The organism is Mesobacillus sp. QJM3NY_10, from assembly GCF_056173465.1.
On record NZ_CM149675.1, the window covers coordinates 3,798,575 to 3,825,574 of the forward strand.

Genomic DNA, 27,000 nt, shown 5'->3' on the forward strand with positions numbered 1-27,000 from the left:
TTCTTTTTCCTCCTGAATCGGTTCAATTGGATTGCAATTCTCCGATTGTTTCTTCAGATACTAGTGTAATCTCATTCGCGCTCCCGCCCGGCTTTATGATTGTTCCATCCGGAACATAGACTCCTGGGGATACAATCGCCCTTTCAATCACACAGTTGTGTCCGATGACAGCATCCGGCATGATAACCGTTTCCTTTACAACAGCTCCCTTTTTCACGGTCACTCCCTGGAACACAACCGTTCTGGAAACCTTTCCTTCGATCTTGCAGCCCTCATTGACCAGCGACTCTGATACTTCCCCTTCAGGGCAAATATACTGCGGCGGCTGATTTGGATTGACAGAGTAGATTCGCCACGAATGATCAAACAGGTTCAATTCACATTCTTTATCCAATAAATCCATATTCGCTTCCCAAAGACTTTGTACTGTACCAACATCTTTCCAATAGCCTTTAAAAGGATAGGCAAATAAGTTCATATTTTCTTGTATTAGCAGAGGAATGATATCCTTTCCAAAATCGTGGCTGGAATCAGGATTATGGTCATCTCTTATCAGATATTCCCTTAAAACGCTCCATTTAAAAATATAAATCCCCATCGAAGCGAGATTATTTTTCGCTACATCCGGTTTTTCTTCAAATTCAGTGATTCTTAGGTCAGCATCCGTGTTCATGATGCCAAAGCGATTTGTCTCTTCCCATGGAACCTCAATGACCGAGATCGTCACATCAGCTCCTTTTTCGATATGGTAATTGAGCATCAACTCATAATTCATTTTATAAATATGGTCACCCGAGAGAATCAACACGTACTCAGGGTTATACTGATCAAGATAGTTCAAATTCTGAAAAATGGCGCTTGCCGTACCAGAATACCATTTCACTTCAGAGCTCTCGGCATAAGGCGGCAGCACAGTCACTCCACCATCCTTCCTGTCGAGGTCCCAGGCGCTGCCGATGCCAATATAAGAATTAAGCAGGAGCGGCTGGTACTGGGTCAATACACCCACTGTATGGATTCCTGAGTTCGTGCAGTTGCTTAACGGGAAATCGATAATTCGATATTTGCCGCCAAAAGGGACAGCTGGTTTAGCGAGATTCTTCGTCAGTGAGTGCAGCCGGCTTCCTTTTCCTCCTGCCAACAGCATTGCTACGCATTTCTTCTTTTGCATGATTGTTTCTCCCCTTTCTTTTTATAACAGGACGTAAAACTGAGATTCCGAATGGAGAAATGCTCATCTCTATAGAATATGGCCTTCCATGGAAGGCTATTTCTTCAGCTTTCAAAACTTTTTTGTTTATAACGCCTGAACCTCCAAAGACTGTAGCATCGCTGTTCAAAATTTCCCGATATTCGCCAGGCTTCGGTACACCGATTCGATAATCGCTATATACTTTCTCTGTGAAATTGCAAACTATGACCAGGAGTTCTTCAGGATTCTTTCCTTTCCTGATAAAAGAAAAAATCGACTGGTCCCGGTTATCAGCATCGATCCACTCAAAGCCTTCATAGCTTTGATCGATCTCATACAGCGGCTTTGACCGCTTATACAATTTGATAAGTTCCCTATTATATTGGTTCATCTTTTCATGCATTTCATAATCGAGGAGATTCCAGTCCAACTGTTCTTTGTCCTTCCATTCCGAAAAATGTCCAAATTCTGTCCCCATGAAGGTCAGCTTCTTGCCGGGGTGCGCTGCCATGAACCCAAGCAATAGCCGGAGTTGTGCGAACTTTTGCCAGTAATCGCCCGGCATCTTATCAAGAAGCGATTTCTTCCCGTGAACAACCTCATCATGTGAAAAAGGCAGGACAAAATTCTCTGAAAATGCATAAAGCAGCGAAAAGGTAACTTTATCATGTATATGCTTCCTGTTATGGGATTCTTCCTCCATATACTTCAAAGTGTCATTCATCCATCCCATATTCCACTTGTATGTAAAACCAAGACCGCCATACTCCACAGGAGCCGTCACCTGCGGCCAGTCAGTCGAATCCTCTGCAATCATCAGCGCTCCCGGCTCATACTCTTTGACCGCTTTGTTCAGCTTCTTTAAAAAGTCCACTCCATACTGGTTCGCAGCCTGAATTGAATTCGGCCAGTAGATAATATTGGCCACTGCATCAACCCTGAAGCCGTCGATATGATATTTTTCCAGCCAGAAAAGCGCACTCGAGATCAGGAAGCTCTGGACCTCTGTTTTTCCCAGATCGAAATTGGCTGTTCCCCATACCTGGTTCTCACGATCATTCTCACGCTGATATTCAAACACATAGCTGCCATCAAATTTGTACAGCCCATGCGCATCCTTGCAAAAATGCCCCGGAATCCAATCAAGGATGACCCCGATGCCGTTTTGATGGCACATATCAACGAAATACATGAAATCATGAGGCGTTCCATATCGGCTCGTAACTGAAAAATAACCAGTAGATTGATAGCCCCAGGAGATGTCGAGCGGATGCTCAGTTAGAGGCAATAATTCAATATGTGTGTATCCATGCGCAACAATATATGGGATCAATTCATCAACAAGCTCACGGTATGTAAGAAAGGAACCATTATCATGCTTTTTCCAGGAACCTACATGAAGTTCATAGATGAACATCGGCTCGCCAAGTGTGCTCCTCTTTTCACGCTTTTGCAGCCATTTCTGGTCATTCCATTTATAGCCGTCCATTGGGTAGACGATTGAAACCGTATTTGGCCTTACTTCCGAGAAAAAAGCATAAGGGTCAGATTTGAGCAATCGCTCACCCGACTCCGTTACAATCTCATATTTATAAATGGTACCGGTCAGATCCCCCTCAAGAGCGAGCTGCCAGACCCCCTCCTGATTGACTTTATGAAACTCATAGCCATTCCCATCCCAATTATTAAAATCACCTGTAAGCCTTACCTGAGTCGCATTTGGAGCCCACACACAAAATCGAGTATATGTTTCAGTTCCACTTTTAATGACATGTGCTCCAAATAAATTGTAGCTTTGGAACAGATTCCCTTCATGGAACAAATGCAATTCAAACTCTGTAGGATTTATCACCAATGCATTCCACCTGCCTTTGTAAAACTAATAAAACGCCCTATTTCACTAGTATTCTAGTTTCCAGAAGGAATTCCTTGTAAACATTTTCTTAATCTTTCGACAATAATTCTTATCAAAATCCGAATTTCGACAAAAGCCCTCAAATGGTAGCGCTTTAATGTACTAAATCTTCCAATTACGCGAAATTTGGAGAACGAAAAATGAAATTGAATAATGATTCATTAAAAGGATTAGTTGAATTTATTAGGTTTAATAGAGGAAATAGGTGAGAAAATATTTTTGGCTGATAACGTTTTCATCGTATCAAGGAAGTGATCAGATAGTGATGAGATAGTGATTAGATATTGATTAGATATTGATTTGGGGTGAAATTACTAGGTTAGGGTTGCTACAGATGTGAAACCAGGGGTACAGATTGGGGCATTGATTATCTAGGCAAGGATCATTTAATTGAATGTTAAGCTTCGCTAATTTATGGCTTGATTCTCGTTTCTTCGGCCATTAGACGAATTACTTTCACTCCTTTACGTTACACGTTTTTCCCTTTGCCCCTTACAACAGGGCATATATCTCAATTTTTAAGTAACCCTTTTTTCTTTACTAATTAGACAATTGTATCTTACTCATTTATGAACATCTTACCTTCTTCTAAGTGTATGCTGCTTGCTGAAATGATTTAATAGCAAGCAGATAAATATTAATGAAAAATTTCTTAATGGTCTCTCTGGAATCCAAATTTTTTTTGAAAACATAAAAAAAAGCCGTTAGCATAATTGCTAACAGCTTTCCTTATGACCCCTACGGGATTCGAACCCGTGTTACCGCCGTGAAAGGGCGGTGTCTTAACCGCTTGACCAAGGGGCCTTATGGCGGAGAAGGAGGGATTTGAACCCTCGCGCCGGTTACCCGACCTACACCCTTAGCAGGGGCGCCTCTTCAGCCTCTTGAGTACTTCCCCATAAAAATGGCTCCGCAGGTAGGATTCGAACCTACGACCGCTCGGTTAACAGCCGAGTGCTCTACCACTGAGCTACTGCGGAATAATACAAAAAATGGGCCTAAGTGGACTCGAACCACCGACCTCACGCTTATCAGGCGTGCGCTCTAACCAGCTGAGCTATAGGCCCTTATGGAGCGGGTGAAGAGAATCGAACTCTCATCATCAGCTTGGAAGGCTGAGGTTTTACCACTAAACTACACCCGCAAAAAATGGGGCGACTGATGGGAATCGAACCCACGAATGCCTGAACCACAATCAGGTGCGTTAACCACTTCGCCACAACCGCCATATTATTATTAAATATTCATTTAAATTAAATAAGGTGGCTCAGGACGGAATCGAACCGCCGACACAAGGATTTTCAGTCCTTTGCTCTACCGACTGAGCTACTGAGCCACTATAAATATTGCTATTGGTAATTATTAAAAATGGCGGTCCCGACCGGGATCGAACCGGCGATCTCCTGCGTGACAGGCAGGCATGTTAACCGCTACACCACGGGACCAGATTGCGGGGGCAGGATTTGAACCTGCGACCTTCGGGTTATGAGCCCGACGAGCTACCGGACTGCTCCACCCCGCGACGATATTAATGATATTAAAATTATGGAGGAGGTAGAGGGATTCGAACCCCCGCGCGGTGTTACCCGCCTGTCGGTTTTCAAGACCGATCCCTTCAGCCAGACTTGGGTATACCTCCGTGTTAAAAATAAGCAATGGTGGACCTTGTAGGACTCGAACCTACGACCGGACGGTTATGAGCCGTCTGCTCTAACCAGCTGAGCTAAAGGTCCATGTTTAGCTGGATTGATCTAGGTTGTGAAAATATCCTAGTGGGTCTGTCCCCATCTCAGAAAGTCTATTCAAGCAGCAGCTCGATGGGTACAACTCGAAGCAAGCTCATAGATGCCTTGCTCGTTGCTCTAATCAGCTGAGCTAAAGGTCCAGGATATCCTAGATTGAATAGGTTCAACCAGATTGAAATTGGTAGCGGCGGAGGGGATCGAACCCCCGACCTTACGGGTATGAACCGTACGCTCTAGCCAGCTGAGCTACACCGCCAAATTATTATTTAAAGTGAATATGGTGGAGCCTAGCGGGATCGAACCGCTGACCTCCTGCGTGCAAGGCAGGCGCTCTCCCAGCTGAGCTAAGGCCCCATATAAAATAAGTAGCATGGTCGGGAAGACAGGATTCGAACCTGCGACCCCTTGGTCCCAAACCAAGTGCTCTACCAAGCTGAGCTACTCCCCGATAAAGAGAAAATATAATGGCGCGCCCGAAAGGAGTCGAACCCATAACCTTCTGATCCGTAGTCAGACGCTCTATCCAATTGAGCTACGGGCGCAAATATAAATGTTTATTAGCTAACTTGGTGGTGCCGAGGACCGGAATCGAACCGGTACGGTAGTCACCTACCGCAGGATTTTAAGTCCTGTGCGTCTGCCAGTTCCGCCACCCCGGCTTAAGAACTATGGAGCGGAAGACGGGATTCGAACCCGCGACCCCAACCTTGGCAAGGTTGTATTCTACCACTGAACTACTTCCGCATTTATGGAAAGTTATTTTGCTAGCGCAAAAAACTTTGGTGCGGGTGAAGGGAGTCGAACCCCCACGCCTTGCGGCGCCAGATCCTAAGTCTGGTGCGTCTGCCAATTCCGCCACACCCGCATATAAGATAATAAGTTTTCGCTGTCGCGAAGATAAGGAAGTTTATTTTCGCTGGCGCGAAAAAAACTTGGTGAGCCATGAAGGACTCGAACCTTCGACCCTCTGATTAAAAGTCAGATGCTCTACCGACTGAGCTAATGGCTCGTACAAGTGGTGCCGGCAAGAGGACTTGAACCCCCAACCTACTGATTACAAGTCAGTTGCTCTACCAATTGAGCTACACCGGCATGGTAAATGTAGATTATTTCACTGTGTGAAGTTAAGGATGTTTATTCGCTTTCGCGAATAAAAATTGGTGGAGGATGACGGGATCGAACCGCCGACCCTCTGCTTGTAAGGCAGATGCTCTCCCAGCTGAGCTAATCCTCCATTTGAAACTGCCCGGCGACGTCCTACTCTCACAGGGGGAAACCCCCAACTACCATCGGCGCTGAGAAGCTTAACTTCCGTGTTCGGTATGGGAACGGGTGTGACCTTCTCGCCATCGTCACCAGACATTTTTTTAAAGACAATATCTATTATACTGACTTTAAGTTATTTTGCAAGAGAAATTTTAAAGAAATTTTACTTTGAAAATATCTTTATTCCCTCAAAACTAGATAATGTGTAAGAAGAATTCAAGAAGAACGAATAATCTATTTTGGTTAAGTCCTCGAACGATTAGTATCAGTCAGCTCCACACGTCACCGCGCTTCCACCTCTGACCTATCAACCTGATCATCTTTCAGGGTTCTTACTAGCTTGCGCTATGGGAAATCTCATCTTGAGGGGGGCTTCATGCTTAGATGCTTTCAGCACTTATCCCGTCCGCACATAGCTACCCAGCGATGCCTTTGGCAAGACAACTGGTACACCAGCGGTGCGTCCATCCCGGTCCTCTCGTACTAAGGACAGCTCCTCTCAAATTTCCTGCGCCCACGACGGATAGGGACCGAACTGTCTCACGACGTTCTGAACCCAGCTCGCGTACCGCTTTAATGGGCGAACAGCCCAACCCTTGGGACCGACTACAGCCCCAGGATGCGATGAGCCGACATCGAGGTGCCAAACCTCCCCGTCGATGTGGACTCTTGGGGGAGATAAGCCTGTTATCCCCGGGGTAGCTTTTATCCGTTGAGCGATGGCCCTTCCATGCGGAACCACCGGATCACTAAGCCCGACTTTCGTCCCTGCTCGACTTGTAGGTCTCGCAGTCAAGCTCCCTTGTGCCTTTACACTCTGCGAATGATTTCCAACCATTCTGAGGGAACCTTTGGGCGCCTCCGTTACTCTTTAGGAGGCGACCGCCCCAGTCAAACTGCCCACCTGACACTGTCTCCCGCCCCGATCAGGGGCGTGGGTTAGAATTTCAATACAGCCAGGGTAGTATCCCACCGACGCCTCCACCGAAGCTGGCGCTCCGGTTTCTCAGGCTCCTACCTATCCTGTACAAGCTGTACCAAAATTCAATATCAGGCTACAGTAAAGCTCCACGGGGTCTTTCCGTCCTGTCGCGGGTAACCTGCATCTTCACAGGTACTATAATTTCACCGAGTCTCTCGTTGAGACAGTGCCCAGATCGTTACGCCTTTCGTGCGGGTCGGAACTTACCCGACAAGGAATTTCGCTACCTTAGGACCGTTATAGTTACGGCCGCCGTTTACTGGGGCTTCGATTCAGAGCTTCGCGTGAGCTAACCCCTCCTCTTAACCTTCCAGCACCGGGCAGGCGTCAGCCCCTATACTTCGCCTTGCGGCTTCGCAGAGACCTGTGTTTTTGCTAAACAGTCGCCTGGGCCTATTCACTGCGGCTCATCTAGGCTATTCACCCAAATGAGCACCCCTTCTCCCGAAGTTACGGGGTCATTTTGCCGAGTTCCTTAACGAGAGTTCTCTCGCTCACCTTAGGATTCTCTCCTCGCCTACCTGTGTCGGTTTGCGGTACGGGCACCTTTTATCTCGCTAGAGGCTTTTCTTGGCAGTGTGGAATCAGGAACTTCGGTACTATATTTCCCTCGCTGTCACAGCTCAGCCTTCACGCAAGTGGGATTTGCCTCACTTGCAGCCTAACTGCTTAGACGCGCATATCCAACAGCGCGCTTACCCTATCCTACTGCGTCCCCCCATTGCTCAAACGATAAAGAGGTGGTACAGGAATATCAACCTGTTGTCCATCGCCTACGCCTTTCGGCCTCGGCTTAGGTCCCGACTAACCCTGAGAGGACGAGCCTTCCTCAGGAAACCTTGGGCATTCGGTGGATGGGATTCTCACCCATCTTTCGCTACTCATACCGGCATTCTCACTTCTAAGCGCTCCACCAGTCCTTACGGTCTGACTTCAACGCCCTTAGAACGCTCTCCTACCACTGACATCTAAGATGTCAATCCACAGCTTCGGTGATACGTTTAGCCCCGGTACATTTTCGGCGCAGAGTCACTCGACCAGTGAGCTATTACGCACTCTTTAAATGGTGGCTGCTTCTAAGCCAACATCCTGGTTGTCTAAGCAACTCCACATCCTTTTCCACTTAACGTATACTTTGGGACCTTAGCTGGTGGTCTGGGCTGTTTCCCTTTTGACTACGGATCTTATCACTCGCAGTCTGACTCCCACGGATAAGTCTTTGGCATTCGGAGTTTGTCTGAATTCGGTAACCCGATGAGGGCCCCTAGTCCAAACAGTGCTCTACCTCCAAGACTCTTACAACGTGAGGCTAGCCCTAAAGCTATTTCGGAGAGAACCAGCTATCTCCAAGTTCGATTGGAATTTCTCCGCTACCCACACCTCATCCCCGCACTTTTCAACGTGCGTGGGTTCGGGCCTCCAGTTGGTGTTACCCAACCTTCACCCTGGACATGGGTAGATCACCTGGTTTCGGGTCTACGACCACATACTCATTCGCCCTATTCAGACTCGCTTTCGCTGCGGCTCCGTCTTCTCAACTTAACCTTGCATGTAATCGTAACTCGCCGGTTCATTCTACAAAAGGCACGCCATCACCCATTAACGGGCTCTGACTACTTGTAGGCACACGGTTTCAGGATCTATTTCACTCCCCTTCCGGGGTGCTTTTCACCTTTCCCTCACGGTACTGGTTCACTATCGGTCACTAGGGAGTATTTAGCCTTGGGAGATGGTCCTCCCAGCTTCCGACGGGATTTCTCGTGTCCCGCCGTACTCAGGATCCACTCAGGAGGGAACGAAGTTTCAACTACAGGGTTTTTACCTTCTCTGACGGGCCTTTCCAGACCACTTCATCTACCCCGTTCCTTTGTAACTCCATGTTGAGTGTCCTACAACCCCAAGAGGCAAGCCTCTTGGTTTGGGCTATGTCCCGTTTCGCTCGCCGCTACTCAGGGAATCGCGTTTGCTTTCTCTTCCTCCGGGTACTTAGATGTTTCAGTTCCCCGGGTCTGCCTTCAATGCCCTATGTATTCAGGCAAAGATACTGTTCCATTACGAACAGTGGGTTTCCCCATTCGGAAATCTCCGGATCAAAGCTTACTTACAGCTCCCCGAAGCATATCGGTGTTAGTCCCGTCCTTCATCGGCTCCTAGTGCCAAGGCATCCACCGTGCGCCCTTTCTAACTTAACCTAAAAGGTCATTTCTCTATTAATATAGAGAGAAAACTAAAATGGCGATTACTCGGTTTTTCTTGGTTCTTCTTACTTACGATTATCTAGTTTTCAAGGAACAAAAAAGCCTTGAGGCAATTACTCCCTCAAAACTAAACAAACAAGCGTACAACTATGCGGATTGTTAAATCCGCAGTACGAATCGAAAGATTCGCATTCCGATTGCCATTACGGCAATATCCTTAGAAAGGAGGTGATCCAGCCGCACCTTCCGATACGGCTACCTTGTTACGACTTCACCCCAATCATCTGTCCCACCTTAGGCGGCTGGCTCCATAAAGGTTACCCCACCGACTTCGGGTGTTACAAACTCTCGTGGTGTGACGGGCGGTGTGTACAAGGCCCGGGAACGTATTCACCGCGGCATGCTGATCCGCGATTACTAGCGATTCCGGCTTCATGCAGGCGAGTTGCAGCCTGCAATCCGAACTGAGAATGGATTTATGGGATTGGCTCGACCTCGCGGCTTCGCGACCCTTTGTTCCATCCATTGTAGCACGTGTGTAGCCCAGGTCATAAGGGGCATGATGATTTGACGTCATCCCCACCTTCCTCCGGTTTGTCACCGGCAGTCACCTTAGAGTGCCCAACTGAATGCTGGCAACTAAGATCAAGGGTTGCGCTCGTTGCGGGACTTAACCCAACATCTCACGACACGAGCTGACGACAACCATGCACCACCTGTCACTCTGTCCCCCGAAGGGGAACGCCCTATCTCTAGGGTTGTCAGAGGATGTCAAGACCTGGTAAGGTTCTTCGCGTTGCTTCGAATTAAACCACATGCTCCACCGCTTGTGCGGGCCCCCGTCAATTCCTTTGAGTTTCAGCCTTGCGGCCGTACTCCCCAGGCGGAGTGCTTAATGCGTTTGCTGCAGCACTAAAGGGCGGAAACCCTCTAACACTTAGCACTCATCGTTTACGGCGTGGACTACCAGGGTATCTAATCCTGTTCGCTCCCCACGCTTTCGCGCCTCAGCGTCAGTTACAGACCAGAGAGCCGCCTTCGCCACTGGTGTTCCTCCACATCTCTACGCATTTCACCGCTACACGTGGAATTCCGCTCTCCTCTTCTGCACTCAAGTTCCCCAGTTTCCAATGACCCTCCCCGGTTGAGCCGGGGGCTTTCACATCAGACTTAAGGAACCGCCTGCGCGCGCTTTACGCCCAATAATTCCGGACAACGCTTGCCACCTACGTATTACCGCGGCTGCTGGCACGTAGTTAGCCGTGGCTTTCTGGTCAGGTACCGTCAAGGTACCGGCAGTTACTCCGATACTTGTTCTTCCCTGACAACAGAACTTTACGACCCGAAGGCCTTCATCGTTCACGCGGCGTTGCTCCGTCAGACTTTCGTCCATTGCGGAAGATTCCCTACTGCTGCCTCCCGTAGGAGTCTGGGCCGTGTCTCAGTCCCAGTGTGGCCGATCACCCTCTCAGGTCGGCTACGCATCGTTGCCTTGGTGAGCCGTTACCTCACCAACTAGCTAATGCGCCGCGGGCCCATCTGTAAGTGACAGCCGAAACCGTCTTTCAGCTTTCCCTCATGTGAGGGAAAGGATTATCCGGTATTAGCTCCGGTTTCCCGAAGTTATCCCAGTCTTACAGGCAGGTTGCCCACGTGTTACTCACCCGTCCGCCGCTAATCTTCAAAAGCAAGCTAATGAAGATTCGCTCGACTTGCATGTATTAGGCACGCCGCCAGCGTTCGTCCTGAGCCAGGATCAAACTCTCCAAGAAAGAGTTATGAGTTAGCTCATAAAGTTAAAACGTTGGCTCATGTTCTTATAGAAGAAACATGATCATTTATTGTTTGTTGACGCTTGTTTGTTTAGTTTTCAAAGAGCAAGTTGTTCAGTTCGTCGCCCAGAAGCGACTTTATTAATATAACACGCTGATTTGTTATTGTCAACATCATTATTGTTTTTCTTTTTCGTGAAAACTGATGTTTATTTTTTCAATTCAACGTTGTTTTCCTGAAGCGAGATTAAATATACCATGGATAAAATATGTTTGCAATATAATTTTAAGAGAATTTTTCACAATGAGAGAGTTCTTTTTGGTTTTCCGAGTTTCTTCTTATTAAATGCTTTTATTAATAATTTCTCGCTTGTACTCATATAATGCTTTGGACAAACTAATTTACTGAGGTGAATCTATTTGCTGCAATCAATTGCACTTTATCTCTCACTAATCATGGCGATACTATTATTCAGTATTGCCTACATTGAAGCCATTAAAATCGCAAACGCTGAAGGAAAGGTTCACGGAGGAACTTTAATTTTATCCACCGTCTGTGCATTATTGTTTTCAAGGTTCACTTACCTATTCATTTAAAAAAATCCCCTCTTTAAAGGGGATTTTTTGTTTGTACCTTACAGATTTGCAACTATACTCTTACAGTTTTTCTATAGTAGTCTGGTGCAGCAACTTTAAATCTCTCCATATATAAGCCACTTCGATATATTCCTTGCCTGCAATTTTCACAACTTCTTCTCCAGCTTTTTGTGGCTGAAGGCTTTCATAAAATTTTCGGCTTTCATTATCAGCTAACACCCAAACGAGCATGGATTCATAATCTTGCTTTAGCAAATCATCTAAACCCGCTAAAAGCAGCATCAGGCCCAGTTTTCCTCTTTGGTACTCTTTAAGGATATAAATCGCGTACAATTCTCCGTCGGCATTAAACTTCCCTGATCTTTCTTTACCAAAAGATGCAAAGCCAACTATCTCTCCCTCTGGATTAACTGCGACAAAAACTGGAGATGTATCAGCACTTTCTGATAAGCTTTTTTCCCATAAAGGTTTCCTGTCCTCTACCTTTAAAGAATCCAAGTAATCCTGGCTTATCATTCCCTGGTAAGTTTCTTGCCAGCTTCTAACGTGAACCTTGGCAATACCGCTCGCGTCATCTTTCGTAGCTTTTCTAATTTGCACTTTCATCCCCTACCCCGAGATTGATTTGATTTCGGCTTGATTTTTTAGCTTCATCTTTCTTTCATCTACTAAAAACAATGTTATCCCCGCAATAACAACTAATCCTCCGATCACCTGTGTCAAAATTACTTTTTCACCGAGCAGGTAGAAGGCCAATACGGTTGCGCCAACCGGTTCGAAAAGTATGGCCATAGAAATGACTGAGGCGCTGATCCATTTTATAGACCAGTTAAACAATGTATGGCCAAGCAAAGTTGGGATCAACGCAAGCAGGATGAAGTAAACCCAATCACTTGTGGGATATGGGTAAAACGAATCACCCACTGCAATTACATAGAAGAACAAAGTAATTGAACTGATGCTATAGACGATAAAAGTATAGGTTATTAAAGACATTCTCTTTCTGACGGTTTGGCCAAATAAAAGGTAGACGGTTACCAAGGCGCATGCAACAATCGCCAAAAAGTCTCCAAATAGTGCGCTTCCACTTATTTTAAAATCACCCCAGCTGATGATGACGCTGCCGCCGATCGCAATTACTCCGCTTAAAATCGCTTTAACGGATACACGTTCCTTAAAAAACAGATAGGCCCCAACAAATGCAAATAGCGGTTGAAGAGTGACCAGCACAGTTGAACTTGCTACTGAGGTATAGTTTAGCGATTCAAACCAGAGGATAAAATGAAAAGCCAGAAAGATCCCGGCTATTCCAGTGAATACCCAATCCCGTTTCGTAATAAGACGAAGTTCTGAAACATACTTTATAAGAAACACCGGCAGCATTAACAGTACAGAAAAGAATAATCGGTAAAAGGCTATGACTCCGGACGGCGCGGATGAGACTTTGACCAGGATCGCAGAAGTTGAGACTGCCACGACACCGATTGCTACCGCCATATAAGGATTTACTTTAGGTGATTCCATTTCCATTCTCCTTTAAGTAACACAATGTGAATAATATGTATTTTACAATGAAATCGAATTTTTATCTTGAATAAAATTTTATTTTATCAATGAGAAGTTTAGTCCGTCATTTTTAGGGAAAGTAAATACATCTTATCAGGGGCAGGAGAAACGACATGTTATATTCAATTGATATGGAAATTTTACTTAAGTTGGGGATATCCGCTTTCTTGGGCCTGGTCATTGGGCTTGAAAGAGAAATTAAAAGAAAACCGGTTGGCCTTAAAACAAGTCTGGTTATATCGATCGTCAGCTGTCTTTTGACGATTGTCTCAAGTGAATCAGCTTATATGTTCCCAGGGGATGAAGACGTTAATATCACGATGGACCCTCTCCGTTTGGCGGCCCAGATCGTATCGGGTATCGGCTTCCTTGGTGCCGGGGTTATTTTACGAAGAGGAAATGACACAATTTCAGGCCTAACCACGGCAGCGATGATTTGGGGTGCCGCTGGTATTGGAATCACAGTTGGCGCGGGATTTTACTGGGAAGCCATCGCAGGCGTTGCTCTGCTTATCGTAAGTGTAGAATTCATACCGTTTCTGATGAAGTTCATCGGACCAAGACAATTAAGGGAAAAAGAGATCAGGCTCCAGTTTAATGTCAATAGCAGGGAAAGCATTGCCGATATTATTACCAGGATTAAAGGAGAAAAAATCGCTTTGAAAAACGTCCGTATTAAGGATCTTGCAGAGGGAAACCAGCTGGTACAATTGATTGTAACCGTGGACTTCCGCAGAAAGACTACTGATGTGTATGAAGCGGTATCTGAAATGGAAGGCATTAACCGGGTTGAAATTGAAGGGTTGTAGGAAAGCCGCTGAATTGCGGCTTTTAGTTTGCTTATAAAATTTTGTCTTGCATGTCCAGCAAGATGGTTATATAATCTTTCTTGTACCTTATCTATTTAGATACGGGGGATTAGCTCAGCTGGGAGAGCGCAACGCTGGCAGCGTTGAGGTCAGGGGTTCGAGCCCCCTATTCTCCATCCGAAAAAGCCTTGTATATCAAGGCTTTTTTCTTTTTTATTAAGTTTTTCATCAGGAAGATTTTGATTTTGTCGCCGAACTGTCGCCGAAATGGATTTTTTATTAGTTTTATGGCCCATTTTTAGAAAATCACAGACAGGATTATCATTAAACAAGAAATTATTATTATATCTACTTCCCCCTCTGTGAGTATCTTAGTTTTTACAATATAGGTACCATAACTCCCTTTTACTTTCTTCAACTTAATAAATCTAACCGATTCGTATTTGGATTTCTCCTGACGTCTTGATTCTTTCTGGAACCGGCCCTGCTGATCTCTGGACCTGGTACTGACGTCCCTGGATACTTGAGATGCTTGCTTCTGGTTCAACAACTCTGCTATTATCCTCAATTTCTCCCTTTCGGTCATCATGATAATTGACGTCCTTCCCCTCTCCTGTTGTTTTAGGCGACTGTTCCCTCCATAACTCGGTGTGATCCATCTGCCATAAAGGGGAGGGAAGAGGGACGTCACCTTTTTGGTTTTGGCTCATCAGCTTTAAAAATTCCTCCGAATATGCAGCGGTGAATAATGCTGCCCTGATGATTTGGTTCCGATCTAAGGTTGTGGATTGAAACATCTTATCCACATATTGTTGATAACAATCTGCATAACGTACAGTTGGTCTATACATATAACTTTCTTCCCTCAAATAGTGAAAAATCCAGCTAAATGAATAAGCATCAGACCTGCCAGAATCCACTCCATATCAGATTGTTCCTTGGCGTTACAGATTAGTCTTTCTCGTTTTTCCTGTTCTGTTTCTCTCATGTAAAGCCCTCCTTTTTGACGTCTTATGACGTCCTTGAAAAATGATATGAGATTAATTGCTTGTCCTATAACAAAATTATTTAGAGGACAAACATTTTTTTTGAAGAATTTATAACTGAGGTGATTGGATTGGAGACCAAGCTAAAACAGATACTGGTGGAACGGGGATTAAAACAAGGATTTATTGCTGAGAAGGCCGGATTAACTCCTGGGGCTTTCAGTCTTATTGTTAGGGGAAAGTCACTTCCGACTCTTCCTGTAGCTATAAGGATTGCTCGTTCGCTGGATGAAACTGTAGAAAGTTTATGGGGTTATATGGTTGAATAAAGAATATGAATTTCCAAGCGCTTGATAAAATGGTGTATGGAGTGACAATCTTGAATGTGACAATTGCAATAACTTTTCTATCTAGAGGTATAAGAGTACAACGGAGAGGATCCTTTCAAAAAAGAGACAGGACACCCGAAAAGGTTGCAGTTGACTGGATCCAGGAGATAAAAAAGGGAATGGATGTTGAAGGGTTACTTTCTGTCATTGTGGATGGAAAAGAGGATATAACCGAGAAAGTCATTAAACTGTTAAAAGCCCATCTTATTGATTAGGGCTTCTTTTTTGCTTTAAAAGTTATTGGTGATCAATCCGATATAAATTAAGAAATAACTTTAGACAAATGGAAAGGAGTTGTAGTTTTAATATGCACCCTGAAAGTTTAGGAGAGATATTGAGAATGGAAAGGTTTAAAAGAAACCTTACCCAGGAACAAGTATGTGAAGCGCTTCAAATGAATATAAAAACACTAAGTAGGATTGAAAACAATAAAAGTGTACATGGAAAGACGATCAAAAGGTTAATTGATTTTTACAAATTAGAGAATGAAAAATCCCTTCCCGATTGAGTAAGAAATTATTTATTAGCACATCGAACTTTTTACATACCACTACTTAAGTTACCTTGGAGGTAATAACATGTTAGGATCAAACGAAGTTATTTCAGACGCGTTTTTTGAGGCTTTTATACCTGTGATGGAGTCAGTTTTTGTTCCAATATTATTATGGATTATGTTACCTGGATTAGTCACCCAAGTACTACTTAAGATAAAAGGAGCCTACACAATTGGGGCATTTATAGGATTGATTGGGATGTTTACGATAGGGCCGTATTCTAATAGCAGTTTTTTATAATGGTATTCAATTCAAAAAACCCTTCTCGAATGAGATGGGTTTAATTTTTTTTATTGGAGGGATATAATCTTTTGTATACTAACCGGGAGGTTAACAGATGAATAATGAAAGCATAGGTACTCGATTAAGATTAGAACGCTTCAAAAGAAATTTGTCTCAAGAGCAAGTTTGCGAAGAACTTAATATGACAACCAGGACTCTCAGCAATATAGAAAATGACAAAGGAAAACATCGTCAATCAACATTAAAAAAATTAACAGATTTTTATGAGATAGATCATGAAGAAATGGAATAACTCCCTCTTTAAGGCAGCATCTAATTATAAAGCCTAAAATTAAATGTTTTTATTCCGATATATCAGTGTAGCCCACACCAAGGAGATGGATAGATTGAGCTTAGATGCACTGACAGCAAAGATTAACAGATATGTAGAAGACATGGAACTCGCAACCGCTAGGGTTTATATTGAAGAAAATACTGAAATCTTAAAAGAGCATAAAAATATGTTAAATAAGAATGCAAGGGAGTTACTGGATTTCCTGTTAGAAATGCAAGCTGACGGAGGAAAGCCGATAACAAGAAAAGATATGGCAGTCATTAATGCAATTAATACATACGCTAATAAATTCGATGTTAGAGGGATTAAGATGCTTGTTAAGGATAATCCGAACTTGCTCTTACGAAAAGATACACCCGCATACTTGAACACTGATGCGAAAATTATTCTACAAGGCATGGGAGCAATTTAAGGGAATTTCACAAACAGTTAAAAGCCCCACTCAATGAGTGAGGCTTTTTTTATTGAACAAGATACAACTTTTTGTATTTCTTGTTGGCCATAACGATTTCCTCGAACTTCCCGATTTCTTTGATTTCACTTTTTTCTAAGTTGTAGCAAGTAAAATGTGTAAAATGGTCGAACAGTTTGTCTACCTGGACCATGTCATCCTTTCGCATTGGCTGCCGGCAGACTACACAAATCGGTTGAATTTTTTCTCGCGCTCTTTGCATTTCACTCCCCCTCTTATATTTAAATTCAACACTTAAGAGGAGTTAACCTTGTTGTTCACAATATTGATTAATTTATATAAGAGAAAAGCCCCTATCGATTGAAAAAGGCTTTCTTTATTTAAGCAGTAACACCTTTTTGAATCTTTGGTTATCCTTAACAACTTCACCAAATTCACATATTAATGGATAACTCTGATTTTCTTCACGAAATTTGATGAGAAAATACTAAATTTGTAATATTATTGAAATTATAACCAGAAAAGGAGGTCGTTTAAATGGAAGGTAATACAAAAGTAGAAGAAAAAGAAAAAACTGAAGAAGAAATCGAGGAGGAAGACTATCAAAGTTTCCGGACCTTTACTGAAATCTTAGGAAAATCCACTGAAAAAACAGTTAAAGCATTAAATCAAAAAAACTTGCTAGAAAATGTTGCGATTTTTGTTGATTATGACAATGTTTATTGGACGTTAAAAAAACATTATAACCATGATCCAGACCATACAGAACCTGAAAAAAATCTCTTCAATTGTCTTTGGACCAGGTATGGTCAAGACCACGTCCGGAATTTCAGAGTCTACGCTGATTTTCAACAAATTAGGACTAGCCTTACAAACTTGCAGAAAAATAGAGTTCAAATTAGACATGTTTATTCTAACGGAAAAGATGGCGACAACAGAAAGAACTCCTCTGACATTGAACTTTGTATTGACGCAATTGAAAGTACCTATAAGGATCCAAGTATTACTTGTTATGTATTTGTAACTGCCGATAGTGACATGATACCTATCCTTAGCAGAATGATGTATAAAGGGAAAAGAGTAGAGCTTTACTATTTAGCAGATGCAGCTCCCAAGCACGTGGATATGAGTAACTATGTTCATTATAGCCAGGATTTAATGGGCTTCTTAAAAGTTGAAAAGAAAGAATACGATCTAAACGTTCTAGTAATCTCAGCCCTCCAAATAATTGTTGAATGGGGCCGTAAATATGAAACAAGCGATTTATTCCTAGGAACAACATGGTTACGTGGCGAATTATCAAGAAGATTAGGAGTCCCTGAAAACCTTGCGAGTGATCTTATCGAAAAGCTCCAAATGGAAAGTCTCATAGAAGAACATAAGAAGAATTTAAAAGGTGGACAGGTGAAACCAAGCATAAAAGTCTCTGATAAGGGTAATAAATTGTTAGAAGGAAGTGCAACAAAGGAAGTTGCAGCTGCTCAAGAAAAATAAGTAAATTTTTTACATGTTCGCCTTGACGTTCGGTTAGTAAGTAATTTAATATAGGATTACGCTAAATATTCGTTAGCTTATATTCGTTAGTTTATATTCGTTAAAAACTATTCGCTAGATCTATTCGTTAGAAAAAAGACAGGATAATACCTGTCTTTTTTCATATCCTCAGTCACATTTATAAGCCTGATCCATTACATAGTATTGAAAATAAGCCCCTCTTGATTGAGAGGGCTTATTTTTCACTTCAGCAACTTACCTACTGCATCCCAAGTCTGGAACCTGTTATCTCCAGATAGAACGATCACCTTATCTCCCTGGATGTTTTCCTTAGTGCCGCCCACGACATAAACCGTTTTGCCCACTTTCTGACCAACAGCTGTTCCTCTCATGTAAATAGGAGCTCCCATTTTTAATGCAAGTTGGCTTGCAGCTGGGAAGTCCGCCTCACTTAAGATGACAATCGCTTTATCCAACATTTCCTCTTCCTCCTTTGATTTATCCGCAATATTAGCTGGCTTATTAAACGAAATGCCATACCAACGACAAGCAGACCGTGCTTTGACTAGGGCACATCTTTTACGGTAGTCATCAGATTTCAAAAGTTTCAATGATTCAGGATTGGTCATGAATTCCCATTCAACTAAAACAAATACTCCATCTGTTTCCCGGCACATGTGGAGGTCTGTCCAAGTTCCTGGAACGGACGGGAACAACCCATCACCCCAAATCGGATACTTCTCGCGATCAGGGAATTCCTTCTTGTACTCATCAAGGATTATTTGGGCCAGCTTCTTTGCTTCTGAACTTGAGTGCCAATAGAAAACTCCAAAGCCGCGAACGGACCTCTTTCCATTTGCATTCGCATGACTTGAAATACCAATTGCTTTTTTATTCTTGGCATACCGATCGTTGTAAAGGTTGGTCCTGGTTCTTAGAGGAACGTCATTTCCATCAAAGGGCTGAGCTTCATATGTTGGCATTATGCCAGCAAGTAACCTCTTTGTTTCTGCCCCCACTGCACTGTTAAATTCGAACTCAGGAAGACCCAGAACACCCTTGCTTGGTGGATAAGTATTTTTCCCATGTCCAAAATCATTATGGAGCTCTTCTTTCATGTGAATCCTCTCCTTTCAAAGTAAAAAGCCGTCCATTAGGGCAGCTTATAAAATGCATAATATTTAATTTAAAACGGGATACTTATCTTAATTCAGTAAGGAGACGAGACCATTGAAAATCATGCCACTAATAATTGTTCTCATAATCGATCTAATAAGCGACATTATACTATTTCAAACAAATCAATTAAGAAACAGTAAAAGGGTTCTTAGGAGTGGAATTATATTAACTATTGCTGGATTGGTGTATTCCACTATTCAAACCCAATACATAATATATAAATTAAAAAACAGACAATAAATTTATTTCTTAATCAACCCTTGTGCCTTCAAAGCCTTCTTCTGCAGCTGTGCCTTGTGGCTGACGTAGGTGTTCTTCCACACTCCCCAGGCTGATAAAGCTATGAAAATAGACAGTAATACAAAATTCACGATATCCCCAACGTATTGAGTGATATCCACATTAAAAATGGCCTTCAGTCCTAGTGCTAGGATTGAAAGCCATGCTGTAAGGAGAATTCCCCAGTCTTTCCACGTTTTCGGTTGTTCGTACATTTTAATGACTCCTTTCATAATTTGCAGGATTTTCCTCTTTCCTGTCGAAATTAGACGGTTGGAAGGAGGTGATAATATGCAGCTTCAACATCCAATCAAGTGCCCTAACTGCGATTCAGACAACTTGGAATTAATTACGCCTAACGATGCAACAGACTTTGTTTTAACAACAATTGACCGTTCTAAAAACCCACCACTTTTTAATAGTTCAAGTGGTATTCCTGTTGCTGTTTTCGGGTGCTTAAACTGTAAGGTAGCAACTCTCACTATTACTTCTCACAGATAATTTCATTCTCAAAGAGTAAAGGTATTTTTTATCTTTGCTCTTTTTGTTCCGTCACACCATCAACAACAATGAAATATTTTTTTATGCATTGTATCCCGCTTACAACCTGAAAAAAATTACTTTCAGTACAGTTAGCTAATGACATCAATCTCACCTCCTCATCCTTTAAAAACTTCAAATACAATTGATATTGCACCCCCTACAACCGCCACAATCGTCGCCGTGATAAGGGCTGTGGTTATGGTGCGTTTAAGCCACTTGGTGTCATCTTTGATTTCTTTTAGTGTATCCTTGATGCCTTGGATGGTCTGGTCCTGCAGAAGTGTTTTATCCTGGAGACGTCGGATGTCGCCTTTCATGTCTTCGATGTCTTTTTGTATGGACTGTTTCCAAATATCCACGTTGTTCTCCTCCAATGCTCACCTCCCCCCTTCAAGAATCAATCTGTCTTTATATCTGATTCCGAGTTCTTATTATCTTCCAGTTGCTTTTCTAGCTCTTGTATTTTCGCGTCTTTCTCTGCAAGTAAGTCCTGGGTAACAATAAAGTTTGCTTTTGCGCTTGAAAGGTCAATGTTCAACCTTTTAACTTCCTCTGCTAAAAGGTGTATTTGGTACTGGATTGGTTCTACTTTTGTCATTAATAAAACTCCTTCCAAATGAAAAGGCAGCCTGTTTAGGCCGCCCTACTTATTTTTTGGTTCTTTTTTCTTTTTGACTTCTTCTTTCTCATCATAGTAGACAACCAGGAGCTTTCCCTCTTTCTTAGTATTCCTGGTCCTTTTTTTGAGTCTGGGCATTAAGCAGCAACCTCCTCATTTGCAGCGTCGATATCATCAAAGAATACATCTGAATACCCAATCCGTTCCCCGATGATTCGAACATCAGCTGAACCTTCTCCAGTCAACACGAAGTAATCTGGTCCCTTTTCAATTTCTTTTCCGTTGTTAGGAAACACAGCAAAGTTCTCAACTGCTTTTCGGAACCTGGATTCCAAATATACCTTTGTTCCTGCACTAGTCAATGGGATATCGAATTCCACATATTCCAAAAGAACTTGAGGACTATCTATTGGTGACATACCTAAGTTTTCACCATCGATGACAATAGATCCACCGGACTTAGTACCTCCTGCATAAAAGGTGTGCTTTGTGCTTCCATTTACGACAATGAAGAAAGCTCCATCAGACTTCATCTTAGCATACGTCCCTGTCGAACCAGCATATAAATATATACCGTCCTTATACGATGAGGAGCTAATCTTATTAGTGAACCCAGGGAGTATAATCTCGCCTCCTAAAAATTCAGTACCGTTAACCGCAACTGATTTATTAGAGTTTATATTGAACGTTTCAGAACCAATGTTGTATATTTCCGAATTATTTATTCTTGTGTAATATTGAAAAGAGTCAAAGGTGGAGCCGTAAATGGTTCCCATCTGTATTTCGTTTTTAGATATCTTAGTCCTTTCTCCTGATAGGATTGACCCCCCAGAACCAAAGTCGACATCGGAAGTGCTGACTCCGCCATTATCAAATGTTGTTTGTTGTCCAAATGAAGATATATTACCAGCAACAGCACCAGTCATAGTTCCGTTAAAAGATACATTGCCGTAAGAATCCACTACGAATTGGTTGTTGATGTTTAAACCAAGCAGGGACTTAATATGTTTTGCTTCTACATAACCATCAAGTGCTATTTTAGCAGCTTGTAATTTAATAGTTGTGGCTGTCTGATTAATCAAGGAAGCGATCGTATTCCCAGTGTAATCTGTCTTACTAACTTTCAACGCTATATTGTTAGCATTTTGAGTTATAGACGATTCAGCTGTAGATACTCTTCCAGCAAGAGCACTGCCTTCTGATGCAGAGTAAGCCCCTACTTCAGCAGCAGTAGTTGGCGTAGCCTTAACCCAAGCTGAACCAGTAGACCTGTAAAGAATATTTGGCGTTACTGAAGTGTTCAACCATAAACGTCCATTAGAATGAGCAGGTGCTGAAGTTTGTTTATACACGCTATTCTCTTTCGACGCCATACCAGAGTTATAGGTAGTGGTTGATACTTTAGACGCTATCTCACCAGCTTGTTGAGTAATACTACTTTCTGCGCTATCCATTCTTCCTTCTAGACTATTGAAGTCAGTCTGTGACACTTTACTAGCAATTTGACTTGCATGTTGCGTAATTGTTGATTCTGCTGTTGAGAGTCTACCAGATATGCCAGAAATGGCGTTGTCCACATCTTCTGGAGCAGGAGTCCAGTCAGTTGGTTTGTTTCCTCTTTCGATTTTCCACGCTTTAATAACAAATGTTCCGGCACTTCCACTCCAACCTAAGTGTGGGCTAACTGAGTTCGCATCTTTCCACGTACCTGAGTAGTATAGCGTGCTAAAATTCGTCCCGATACTACCCTTTAACCCGAAGTACCCCATACCTGCTTTGATGTAAATTGTAGGTTGACCGGTTCCTGATACACGCTTTATCAGGAATGAAACGGTAAATTCGTCACCTTCCGAAAGATTTTCTTCGATATTACTAAGGTACTTAGCCCATCCAGTGTGCCAATTACCATTTCCAGAGGTCGTGACAACTTGTAAATGACCCTCCGAAGTTAAACTAGGTGTTACACCAGTGGCAGGATTTCCCGGAGCGTTGAACTCATTCGATCTCAATACTAAGTTCCGACCGCCAATCTGCAGTCCTTCAAACTCAGTCTTTGTCACCCTCGCAGCAATCTCTCCAGCCTGTACAGTTAACTGACTCTCAGCAGTAGATACTCTGTTAGTCAATGCCGACACAGTTGAATTATCCGCTTTTCCAGACAAACCGTTCGTCAATTCTGTTTTGGTTGCTCTTAAAGCTATTGCACTGGCATTTTGCGAAATTGAGGTTTCAGCTGCAGATATCTTTGCTTTCAATCCGGTGCCCGCTGCATTGATGTCTGCATCGTACGTCGTCTGGCTTACCCTGCTGGTAATATCACTCTCAGTCTGTGTAATCCTCGACTCCGCGCTGTTTAACCGGCTGATAACCCCTGACTGGTCCGTATCATAGTCGGTTTTGGACACCTTACTTGCTATTTGTCCTGCCTGAACTGTGAGTTCCGACTCAGCCTCATCCACACGACCTGTTAAAGCGTTTAAGTCTGTCTGACTTGCTTTAAGTGCGATTTGTCCAGCTTGTTGAGAGATTGACGTTTCAGCTGTGGATACCCTGCCCGCAAGTGATGATCCGTCCGCTGCTGAGTAAGCGCCCACCTCACTAGCAGTAGTCGGAGTTACTTTGACCCAAGCCGTACCTGTAGAGCGATTTAGCACATTTGGAGTCTTACTTGTATCCAGCCACAGCCTACCTAACTTATGGGCCGGTGCTGTCGTTTGCTTGTATACAGTGTCTTCTTTAGCTGCCATGCCAGAATTATACGTGGTCGTAGTGATGCGCTGAGTGATGTCAGTCTCTGTCTGTGTGATTCTACTTTCAGCACTGTCAAGACGACTAACGATGCCGTTTTGGTCGGTCGTGTAAGTAATCGTGCTCACTTTACTGTTTAAAGCATTATCTACTTCTGTCTTTGTGTATGTGTTGGACTTATCAGCTTTGCTGACTAGTTGGCCGTTGACGTACTCCAAACCTGCTTTTTCTGTTAAATCATTAGTAATCTGCTGAATCTTTGTATCATAAGCTGACTTATCAACCTTACTAACTAATTGACCATTAACCCATTCCGCATCAGCTTTTGTTGCAATATCCGTTTCAAGTTCTGTCTTTACCGCGCTGGCCTTATCCTGTGCATCCAATGCAGCTTCTTGTATGGCTGCTAACCGAGCCTTTTCAGCTTCGGACAATGCATAGCTCTTGGCGTTCTGCTCGGCTTGTCCTGCAGCAGTATCCGCATGTCCCTTTGCATTCCCTTCTGCTATATTAGCCTTTTCCTGCGCCCCTTCTGGTGTTTCAGCACCAACCTCAATGGCTTCTGTTGGGGTAACCTTAACCCATCCTGAGACATCCCAGGTATGCATAACCTCTGGAACAACACCGGTTTGGACCCAAATGATATTGGGCTTTCTAGGAGGTGCAACAGGAGACTTGATCACTTTTGTCGCATAGAGTGCCTGTAACTCGCGCCAAGTCTTCATGACATCTTCTTTCTTGTATTCGATGACTTCGCCTAGTTTGTATTTCTTTTTACTTTTGATAAAGATGGAACGTTCAATATATATGATCCTCGATTCCAAATACATCGGAGGATTAAAATGTTCATCCTTCACTTTTGCTGTATCACCCAACCTGGTGATTTCATGCTCATATCCCAAGATGTGTTCAAGTGCTGCAGCTTCGACTTCATATTCAACGGCTGCATCAATCCGTTTTTTTAACTCTGTCTGCCCCAACTGGGTCAACCGTTCCAATGTCATATCCTGATCGGAAGATTCAGGCTCATAAGTCTCAATCAGATGCTTTCCTTTCCGGTTCCAGTTCTGGAATGCTGTATCATCAGTAACGATCGTTGTCAGCCTTGTACCGTCCGCTCTTTCCGGCCCAATGCAATAAAGCGCAGTGACGATCCTGTCTGCCTTTACCCTCCTGGTAATGCCAAGGAGGTCCTTCCCGAATACGATTTCTTTTCCACGGTTAAGCCCCTGTTTCTTTATAAAATCCACATACCGTCCAGTAACCATTGAACCGTTTACTGTTACACGGAAACGCAGCTCACAGTCGAACAAGGACGCCAGGGCTTTCAACGCTGAATAAGCATCCAGATGTTTATCAATCGTCCACTTTCTTATACCGCTGTATTCGGCAATGCCCAGCTGCCACTCCAAACCTTCAAGAACGAAAGAAGTTGCACTGATTACGGTCTGGCCATCTTTAATTTGTGGTTCAATGACCTTCATTTTCTTTAAGTCGTTAAAAGAACCGATTGAATAAACTTCTTTTGTTTTAGAGGCTGTAAAATCCATGATGACGTCCACAACAAATTCCCGATAATCACCATCCTCGGAAGGTATTAGGATCCTGCTCCTCTTTTCCAACGTTTCAGCACCAGGTTCGTCACTGGGTAGGCGAAAATCGAATTTCTCATCATTCTCAAGCGAATGTTGATGGTTGTCCTCGATTGCATATGAAATCCATGAGACGATTTCATCTTTTTGGGGATGCAATACATGAATCATCGATATCTAGTCCTCCATTCCACGTCCACACTTTGAATGACATTCGATGGATTGAAAACCAGTGCATTATCACCTTTTTTCAAATCAAAAAAACAGGCCCCGAAGTCTTTCTTTGTGAAAGGGTCACCGTTCTTTAATATCTTTGAAGTTTTGTGATCTAATGTGAATACATCTCCGGCATCTCCAATATAAGGGACACCTTGAGGCTGGTCATTCACCCTTTGGACATCAATTCTGCTAATCCTTGCCTGAGTTGGCGTTGGGTATGTTCCGTAAGAACCAAAATGCATACCAACAGCAGCAAATGTCTTTTGAAATTCATTATTAATGTCGTCATACTTGAATGTTCTTTTATATAACGTTGAATTTCTGTCACTTGATTGTTGGGCAGCTGAAGCTGTAATCTCACTGCCTTCCCGAATGATATCTAAGTAACCAAAGAAGTCCCTGTACTTCCATTTCTCAGATACAAGGAAATGGTTTTTTGCCCCGTTACGAATATTCATCTCGATGTCCACTTCGCCAGTAGATCGTCTCACGACGACGGATAATTTTCCGATTATGGCTCCTGCTTGGTCCAGCAGATAAATTTCGTTTCTGGGCCTCTGATTGTTGATGGATTTCACGTCCATATAGACACGCAACAGGAAGTCATTTTCAACACTTCCGATAGACTGTGCCACTGCAGGACCATGCCACGTGCTTCCGGTCCCATAGTCAGCAGCAATGAAGTTTCCATTTAATACTCCAATGCTTCCTGATTTTGTCCCTCCGTCCGGAACGTAGCCTGCGCTTGCCCATCCAGTAGTCGTGGTCCCTTTTGCACTCCATATCGGCTCATATTTCACAAAAGCCGTTTCATCGACAGTTACAGGTTGCCCAATCCTCATATAATCCTCATCGCCAATGATATCAAGGAATGTTGTTGGTCCTTTGAGAGTGATATTAAATAACGGTGGCGTTGGAACTTTGCCACCGTTATTCAAGACAACGGGCGCAGAAACATCAGAAAAGTTCATTGGAACAACCGGACCGTATTTATATGGATCAGGACAGATAAAATTGATGACGCCCTGCCCACGGTCAACAAATTCATCTAAATCCAAGCTTCCGTCCACCATTGCGTAGTAGACGCGATCTGGTTCGTCATCAAAGATTAATTCTTCTTCTTTTTCGGTAAATAACCAGTCAGCTAGATCCTCTTTCACTTTTTGAAGGTCTTTATAATCCAACCCTTGGATTTCGACTGGTACACTTTCAATTCTGGGTTCGATTTCTGTATCTTGTAACAATCCACCTGGTCTGCCGACTACGGAAAATAAATTCCTTTTAATCGGAGCCCAGGGAGGTCTTTTGATTCCTCGTAGGACAGAAAGATAATCTTTTCTAATGCCTCTGAATTTCATTCCGGACAT

At 43.2% G+C, this 27,000-nt stretch carries 23 protein-coding genes, 22 tRNA genes and 3 rRNA genes; 11 read left to right on the top strand and 37 right to left on the bottom strand.

Annotated elements, in window-relative coordinates:
* Window positions 1-22: 22 nt before the first annotated feature.
* The 26 genes from AC0VX7_RS19090 to AC0VX7_RS19215 all read right to left on the bottom strand — a co-directional run bounded on the left by AC0VX7_RS19090 (window position 23) and on the right by AC0VX7_RS19215 (window position 11,070).
* Window positions 23-1,171, bottom strand: a complete 1,149-nt coding sequence (locus AC0VX7_RS19090) for a glucose-1-phosphate adenylyltransferase (protein WP_286181283.1) — start codon at window positions 1,169-1,171, stop codon at window positions 23-25.
* Window positions 1,089-3,047, bottom strand: coding sequence for a 1,4-alpha-glucan branching protein GlgB (gene glgB / locus AC0VX7_RS19095; protein ID WP_475425454.1), 1,959 nt, complete (start codon window positions 3,045-3,047; stop codon window positions 1,089-1,091). The genes AC0VX7_RS19090 and glgB overlap by 83 nt, the downstream gene beginning before the upstream one ends.
* Before the next feature lie 792 nt (window positions 3,048-3,839).
* Window positions 3,840-3,911 (bottom strand) — tRNA-Glu (locus AC0VX7_RS19100).
* Window positions 3,912-3,914: 3 nt separating this feature from the next.
* Window positions 3,915-4,005 (bottom strand) — tRNA-Ser (locus AC0VX7_RS19105).
* 7 nt (window positions 4,006-4,012) lie between these two features.
* A tRNA-Asn gene (locus tag AC0VX7_RS19110) sits at window positions 4,013-4,087 on the bottom strand.
* Window positions 4,088-4,100: 13 nt separating this feature from the next.
* Window positions 4,101-4,174 (bottom strand) — tRNA-Ile (locus AC0VX7_RS19115).
* Window positions 4,175-4,177: 3 nt separating this feature from the next.
* Window positions 4,178-4,251 (bottom strand) — tRNA-Gly (locus AC0VX7_RS19120).
* Window positions 4,252-4,257: 6 nt separating this feature from the next.
* Window positions 4,258-4,333, bottom strand: a tRNA-His gene (locus AC0VX7_RS19125).
* 37 nt (window positions 4,334-4,370) lie between these two features.
* Window positions 4,371-4,443: transfer RNA gene (locus AC0VX7_RS19130), tRNA-Phe, on the bottom strand.
* Between the two features lie 33 nt (window positions 4,444-4,476).
* A tRNA-Asp gene (locus tag AC0VX7_RS19135) sits at window positions 4,477-4,552 on the bottom strand.
* Window positions 4,553-4,555: 3 nt separating this feature from the next.
* Window positions 4,556-4,629 (bottom strand) — tRNA-Met (locus AC0VX7_RS19140).
* A gap of 24 nt (window positions 4,630-4,653) precedes the next feature.
* Window positions 4,654-4,746: transfer RNA gene (locus AC0VX7_RS19145), tRNA-Ser, on the bottom strand.
* 17 nt (window positions 4,747-4,763) lie between these two features.
* A tRNA-Ile gene (locus AC0VX7_RS19150) sits at window positions 4,764-4,840 on the bottom strand.
* Between the two features lie 191 nt (window positions 4,841-5,031).
* Window positions 5,032-5,108 (bottom strand) — tRNA-Met (locus AC0VX7_RS19155).
* A 22-nt stretch (window positions 5,109-5,130) separates the two neighbouring features.
* Window positions 5,131-5,206 (bottom strand) — tRNA-Ala (locus AC0VX7_RS19160).
* Between the two features lie 17 nt (window positions 5,207-5,223).
* A tRNA-Pro gene (locus AC0VX7_RS19165) sits at window positions 5,224-5,300 on the bottom strand.
* A gap of 17 nt (window positions 5,301-5,317) precedes the next feature.
* Window positions 5,318-5,394 (bottom strand) — tRNA-Arg (locus AC0VX7_RS19170).
* A gap of 28 nt (window positions 5,395-5,422) precedes the next feature.
* Window positions 5,423-5,511 (bottom strand) — tRNA-Leu (locus AC0VX7_RS19175).
* A gap of 10 nt (window positions 5,512-5,521) precedes the next feature.
* Window positions 5,522-5,596: transfer RNA gene (locus tag AC0VX7_RS19180), tRNA-Gly, on the bottom strand.
* Window positions 5,597-5,632: 36 nt separating this feature from the next.
* Window positions 5,633-5,717 (bottom strand) — tRNA-Leu (locus AC0VX7_RS19185).
* Between the two features lie 68 nt (window positions 5,718-5,785).
* Window positions 5,786-5,861 (bottom strand) — tRNA-Lys (locus tag AC0VX7_RS19190).
* 7 nt (window positions 5,862-5,868) lie between these two features.
* Window positions 5,869-5,944 (bottom strand) — tRNA-Thr (locus AC0VX7_RS19195).
* Window positions 5,945-6,010: 66 nt separating this feature from the next.
* Window positions 6,011-6,086, bottom strand: a tRNA-Val gene (locus AC0VX7_RS19200).
* A gap of 10 nt (window positions 6,087-6,096) precedes the next feature.
* A 5S ribosomal RNA gene (gene rrf / locus AC0VX7_RS19205) occupies window positions 6,097-6,212 on the bottom strand.
* A gap of 145 nt (window positions 6,213-6,357) precedes the next feature.
* Window positions 6,358-9,292: ribosomal RNA gene (locus AC0VX7_RS19210) — 23S ribosomal RNA — on the bottom strand.
* Window positions 9,293-9,519: 227 nt separating this feature from the next.
* Window positions 9,520-11,070: ribosomal RNA gene (locus AC0VX7_RS19215) — 16S ribosomal RNA — on the bottom strand.
* The 16S, 23S and 5S rRNA genes sit together here with 21 tRNA genes alongside, the layout of an rRNA operon.
* 420 nt (window positions 11,071-11,490) lie before the next feature.
* Between AC0VX7_RS19215 and AC0VX7_RS19220 the strand changes: the two genes are divergently transcribed.
* The gene (locus tag AC0VX7_RS19220; protein ID WP_475425455.1) at window positions 11,491-11,667 is read left to right on the top strand and encodes a hypothetical protein; all 177 of its coding nucleotides are present in this window, start codon (window positions 11,491-11,493) and stop codon (window positions 11,665-11,667) included.
* Between the two features lie 60 nt (window positions 11,668-11,727).
* Here the strand turns inward: AC0VX7_RS19220 and AC0VX7_RS19225 are convergent, their stop codons facing one another.
* Together AC0VX7_RS19225 and AC0VX7_RS19230 are read right to left on the bottom strand one after the other, a co-directional pair.
* Entirely contained in the window at window positions 11,728-12,267 is a 540-nt protein-coding gene (locus AC0VX7_RS19225; protein WP_475425456.1) for an N-acetyltransferase family protein, read from the bottom strand.
* Window positions 12,268-12,276: 9 nt separating this feature from the next.
* Window positions 12,277-13,191 (bottom strand): DMT family transporter, encoded by a 915-nt coding sequence (locus AC0VX7_RS19230; protein WP_475425457.1) that lies wholly within the window; start codon window positions 13,189-13,191, stop codon window positions 12,277-12,279.
* 155 nt (window positions 13,192-13,346) lie between these two features.
* On the opposite strand from AC0VX7_RS19230, the gene AC0VX7_RS19235 reads away from it, so the two are divergent.
* Together AC0VX7_RS19235 and AC0VX7_RS19240 are read left to right on the top strand one after the other, a co-directional pair.
* Complete coding sequence (locus AC0VX7_RS19235) at window positions 13,347-14,042, top strand: MgtC/SapB family protein (RefSeq protein WP_475425458.1); 696 nt, start codon at window positions 13,347-13,349, stop codon at window positions 14,040-14,042.
* A 103-nt stretch (window positions 14,043-14,145) separates the two neighbouring features.
* Window positions 14,146-14,218, top strand: a tRNA-Ala gene (locus AC0VX7_RS19240).
* Window positions 14,219-14,470: 252 nt separating this feature from the next.
* Here the strand turns inward: AC0VX7_RS19240 and AC0VX7_RS19245 are convergent.
* A complete protein-coding gene (locus tag AC0VX7_RS19245; RefSeq protein WP_475425459.1) occupies window positions 14,471-14,893 on the bottom strand; it encodes a hypothetical protein in 423 nt (140 codons plus the stop codon).
* 14 nt (window positions 14,894-14,907) lie between these two features.
* Entirely contained in the window at window positions 14,908-15,030 is a 123-nt protein-coding gene (locus AC0VX7_RS19250; protein WP_475425460.1) for a hypothetical protein, read from the bottom strand.
* A gap of 120 nt (window positions 15,031-15,150) precedes the next feature.
* Between AC0VX7_RS19250 and AC0VX7_RS19255 the strand changes: the two genes are divergently transcribed.
* The 6 genes from AC0VX7_RS19255 (at window position 15,151) to AC0VX7_RS19280 (ending at window position 16,960) form a co-directional block, all read left to right on the top strand.
* Window positions 15,151-15,357, top strand: coding sequence for a helix-turn-helix transcriptional regulator (locus AC0VX7_RS19255; protein WP_475425461.1), 207 nt, complete (start codon window positions 15,151-15,153; stop codon window positions 15,355-15,357).
* 50 nt (window positions 15,358-15,407) lie between these two features.
* Entirely contained in the window at window positions 15,408-15,632 is a 225-nt protein-coding gene (locus AC0VX7_RS19260) for a hypothetical protein (RefSeq protein WP_475425462.1), read from the top strand.
* Between the two features lie 92 nt (window positions 15,633-15,724).
* Window positions 15,725-15,925, top strand: coding sequence for a helix-turn-helix domain-containing protein (locus tag AC0VX7_RS19265; protein WP_475425463.1), 201 nt, complete (start codon window positions 15,725-15,727; stop codon window positions 15,923-15,925).
* Window positions 15,926-15,995: 70 nt separating this feature from the next.
* Window positions 15,996-16,211 (top strand): hypothetical protein, encoded by a 216-nt coding sequence (locus AC0VX7_RS19270; RefSeq protein WP_475425464.1) that lies wholly within the window; start codon window positions 15,996-15,998, stop codon window positions 16,209-16,211.
* A 97-nt stretch (window positions 16,212-16,308) separates the two neighbouring features.
* A complete protein-coding gene (locus AC0VX7_RS19275; RefSeq protein WP_475425465.1) occupies window positions 16,309-16,506 on the top strand; it encodes a helix-turn-helix domain-containing protein in 198 nt (65 codons plus the stop codon).
* A gap of 94 nt (window positions 16,507-16,600) precedes the next feature.
* Complete coding sequence (locus AC0VX7_RS19280; RefSeq protein ID WP_475425466.1) at window positions 16,601-16,960, top strand: hypothetical protein; 360 nt, start codon at window positions 16,601-16,603, stop codon at window positions 16,958-16,960.
* Between the two features lie 49 nt (window positions 16,961-17,009).
* On the opposite strand, the gene AC0VX7_RS19285 is transcribed toward AC0VX7_RS19280, so the two are convergent.
* The gene (locus AC0VX7_RS19285; RefSeq protein ID WP_475425467.1) at window positions 17,010-17,222 is read right to left on the bottom strand and encodes a PLC family EF-hand domain-containing protein; all 213 of its coding nucleotides are present in this window, start codon (window positions 17,220-17,222) and stop codon (window positions 17,010-17,012) included.
* A gap of 275 nt (window positions 17,223-17,497) precedes the next feature.
* Between AC0VX7_RS19285 and AC0VX7_RS19290 the strand changes: the two genes are divergently transcribed.
* The gene (locus AC0VX7_RS19290) at window positions 17,498-18,454 is read left to right on the top strand and encodes an NYN domain-containing protein (RefSeq protein ID WP_475425468.1); all 957 of its coding nucleotides are present in this window, start codon (window positions 17,498-17,500) and stop codon (window positions 18,452-18,454) included.
* A gap of 242 nt (window positions 18,455-18,696) precedes the next feature.
* Here AC0VX7_RS19290 and AC0VX7_RS19295 read toward each other — a convergent pair whose 3' ends face one another.
* Both AC0VX7_RS19295 and AC0VX7_RS19300 read right to left on the bottom strand, forming a co-directional pair.
* A complete protein-coding gene (locus AC0VX7_RS19295) occupies window positions 18,697-19,572 on the bottom strand; it encodes an N-acetylmuramoyl-L-alanine amidase family protein (RefSeq protein WP_475425469.1) in 876 nt (291 codons plus the stop codon).
* A gap of 303 nt (window positions 19,573-19,875) precedes the next feature.
* Window positions 19,876-20,127, bottom strand: a complete 252-nt coding sequence (locus AC0VX7_RS19300; protein WP_475425470.1) for a phage holin — start codon at window positions 20,125-20,127, stop codon at window positions 19,876-19,878.
* 76 nt (window positions 20,128-20,203) lie between these two features.
* Here AC0VX7_RS19300 and AC0VX7_RS19305 point away from each other — a divergent pair, with 76 nt between their 5' ends.
* Window positions 20,204-20,413, top strand: coding sequence for a hypothetical protein (locus AC0VX7_RS19305; RefSeq protein WP_475425471.1), 210 nt, complete (start codon window positions 20,204-20,206; stop codon window positions 20,411-20,413).
* A 158-nt stretch (window positions 20,414-20,571) separates the two neighbouring features.
* Here AC0VX7_RS19305 and AC0VX7_RS19310 read toward each other — a convergent pair whose 3' ends face one another.
* The 4 genes from AC0VX7_RS19310 to AC0VX7_RS19325 all read right to left on the bottom strand — a co-directional run bounded on the left by AC0VX7_RS19310 (window position 20,572) and on the right by AC0VX7_RS19325 (window position 27,000).
* Window positions 20,572-20,829: a hemolysin XhlA family protein gene (locus AC0VX7_RS19310; protein ID WP_475425472.1), complete on the bottom strand. Its 258-nt coding sequence runs from the start codon at window positions 20,827-20,829 to the stop codon at window positions 20,572-20,574.
* Between the two features lie 23 nt (window positions 20,830-20,852).
* On the bottom strand, window positions 20,853-21,053 hold the full coding sequence (locus AC0VX7_RS19315; protein ID WP_475425473.1) for a hypothetical protein: 201 nt from the start codon (window positions 21,051-21,053) through the stop codon (window positions 20,853-20,855).
* 158 nt (window positions 21,054-21,211) lie between these two features.
* The gene (locus tag AC0VX7_RS19320; protein ID WP_475425474.1) at window positions 21,212-25,585 is read right to left on the bottom strand and encodes a phage tail spike protein; all 4,374 of its coding nucleotides are present in this window, start codon (window positions 25,583-25,585) and stop codon (window positions 21,212-21,214) included.
* The gene (locus tag AC0VX7_RS19325; protein WP_475425475.1) at window positions 25,582-27,000 is read right to left on the bottom strand and encodes a distal tail protein Dit; all 1,419 of its coding nucleotides are present in this window, start codon (window positions 26,998-27,000) and stop codon (window positions 25,582-25,584) included. The genes AC0VX7_RS19320 and AC0VX7_RS19325 overlap by 4 nt, the downstream gene beginning before the upstream one ends.